Here is a 2641-nt window from a genome sequence, read left to right on the forward strand (position 1 = left end):
TGTTGAGACGCATGAATTTGGCCACCCAAACGCATAAAGACTTGGCCAGTTGAGGAGTTAAAAAGTATTCTTACAAAATTATATCATAAGTGGCCAAATGTTTTTATTTTTTTGCTAAATATTCTCTCATTGAACCACCTCTTAATTCCAATTTATGTGCAGTATGAATAAGTCTATCCATCATTGCATCTGCTATTGTTTCATTTCCTAAATATGCATGCCAATCTTTTATTGGAAGTTGTGCTGTTATAATTATTGAACCATTAAAAGTTCTATCTTCTATTATTTCAAATAAATCATTTATTTCATCGGCTTTTAAAGGTGTTACTCCAAAGTCATCTATTAGTAAAAGTTTAAATTTTGAGATTTTTGCTAATGTTTTTGTATATGTTCCAGCTATTCTTGAAGTTCTTATTTCTTCTAGTAAACTTGAAAGTCTATAGTATTTTGTTGGGTATCCTAAATCTATAGCTTTTTTCCCCAAACATTGCATCGTAAAACTTTTCCCAACACCCGTTGCTCCTGTAATAAGCACATTTTGTTTTAGATTTATAAAATTTCCAGTTGCTAGTGACATAATTACTGATTTATCTAAATTCCTTTTTGGAAGATACTCTATTTGTTCTAATGAAGCTGTTTTATCTTTTAAAGTTGCAGCTTGTAGTAATCTTTTTATTTTTTTATTATCTCTTTGATTTATTTCAGATTCAAACAAATGATAAAGTCTCTCTTCAAAGCTAAGAGATGAATAATTTGCATCATTACTTTGATGTAATAAAGAGTCTTTAAATCCTGAAAGATTAAGTGCTGTTGCTTGTTGTAAAATTGTGTCAATTGATATCATAATATTTTCCTTAGTAGTTTTTTCTTTTATTTTTAGAATTTGTATTTGATAAATTAAATATCACCTTTTGCATAATATGCACCACCTCTAATATTTTCATGTTTATTCAAGCAAGGATTATTTACACTTGTTTGTTGAGTATAGTAATAGAGATAACTTTTTGTTTTTAGCATTGATTCTATAGAACTTACTTTTAAGATATTTGATTCAAAGGCTACTTTTGAAACCATTTCTATTTCCTCTTTTCCATAAGTTTTTGAGAAACTCAATATTGCTATACAAGATTTATATGCCCTTACTTCATATCCTTTTGAATCCATTATTTTTTGCATTAATGAAGTTGTAAAAACTCCTAAGCTATTTGCCCAATGTAAAATTCTTCTACTATTCCATTTTTCATATTGATATTGGTGTTGTGTAGGCATATGTTCTTGCAAAGTTGAATCTGTATATGGTTGAAATAATTTTTTATGATGAGCTATTACATTTCCATCAAGTGAGATTACAACTGATGTTGAAGAGTATGTAATATCAACTTTTTTACCTAAATGAATATATGGAACAGAGTATCCATTTCCTAAAAGTTCAACATGATAATCAATTCCAACAGTAGCTCTTTTAAACTCTTTATAAACATATCTGTTTGCTCTTAAAGGATGTAAATATGGTTTATCTAAAAGTTCAAATAGTTCAGTTCGACTTTTATTAAATCTTCTTACTTTTTTTTCATTATAAGTATCTAGTAGTTTATTAATCTCTTCATTTAATTCATCTATACTAAAAAATGTATGATTTCGTAATTTCATTAATATCCATCTTTGGATTGCTTTAACTCCTAGTTCTACTTTACTTTTATCTTGTGGTTTATATGGTCGTGCTGGTTCTATTGCTATTCCATAATGTCTTGCCATATCAGCATAAGCATCATTTAGTTTTACAATACCTTTTTTATTACTAATAACTGCTGCTTTTAAATTATCTGGTACTAAAATATTTGGCACTCCACCATAAAAATGAAATGCATTTACATGGGAATTTATAAAATCTTTTGTACTTTGGCTCATTGAGGCGTGAACATATGTATATCCACTTGCTCCCAATACTGTTACAAATATTTGAGCTTTACTAATTTCACCTGTTCTTTGATTTACAATAGGCATTGTAAGACCACTATAATCAATAAATAGCTTATCTCCACCATAATGTATTTGTCTCATTGATGGGTTTATTGTTTTTACAAATTTATTGTAATAGCGATTAAATTGGCTATAGCTGTAAATATTTGAATTATTACTAGCAATTTCTTCATAAAGTAGTTTTCTAGTCATTCCTTTTTTACAAAGTTCTTGGTGTATATTATTCCAATCTATTTCAACTGTAGTTGTTGTTAATGAATTTGAAATTAAAGGTTTTTTAGGATGAAAGAATTGTTCTATTTCATCATCATTTAGAACTAATATTTTTTCTAAAGAGAGATTCATTTCATTAAATGAATTTACATAATTAGCAACACTATTTCTGGAAACTCCAGTTATAGTTTGGATTTGCCTATTTGATAGTAGATTAAGATATTTCAATCTTAAGACTTCTTTGATTTTACTCATAGATATTCTCCTCATTATTTACACCTTTTTTAGGTGCATTATATTGAAGAATACTCTAAAACTTAGCTCAACCTTATAGACGCATCATAAAGATTTCATGGCTCACTTTGAAATGCGCACGGTGGCCAAATCATTATGCGTCAAGTGGCCAAGTGTCAATGCGCGCGGTGGCCAAATTCTTTGCGTCCCTACA

General features: G+C 28.6%; 2 protein-coding genes. Both read right to left on the reverse strand.

Features of this window, described 5'->3' with window-relative positions; translation table 11 throughout:
• Positions 1 to 103 precede the first annotated feature (103 nt).
• Complete coding sequence (istB, locus tag CJ670_RS09135; RefSeq protein WP_105939734.1) at positions 104 to 844, reverse strand: IS21-like element helper ATPase IstB; 741 nt, start codon at positions 842 to 844, stop codon at positions 104 to 106.
• 53 nt (positions 845 to 897) lie between these two features.
• Complete coding sequence (gene istA / locus CJ670_RS09140) at positions 898 to 2448, reverse strand: IS21 family transposase (protein ID WP_207763627.1); 1551 nt, start codon at positions 2446 to 2448, stop codon at positions 898 to 900.
• Positions 2449 to 2641 lie beyond the last annotated feature (193 nt).

The organism is Arcobacter cryaerophilus gv. crypticus, from assembly GCF_002993025.1.
GTDB classification, from domain to species: domain Bacteria; phylum Campylobacterota; class Campylobacteria; order Campylobacterales; family Arcobacteraceae; genus Aliarcobacter; species Aliarcobacter cryaerophilus_B.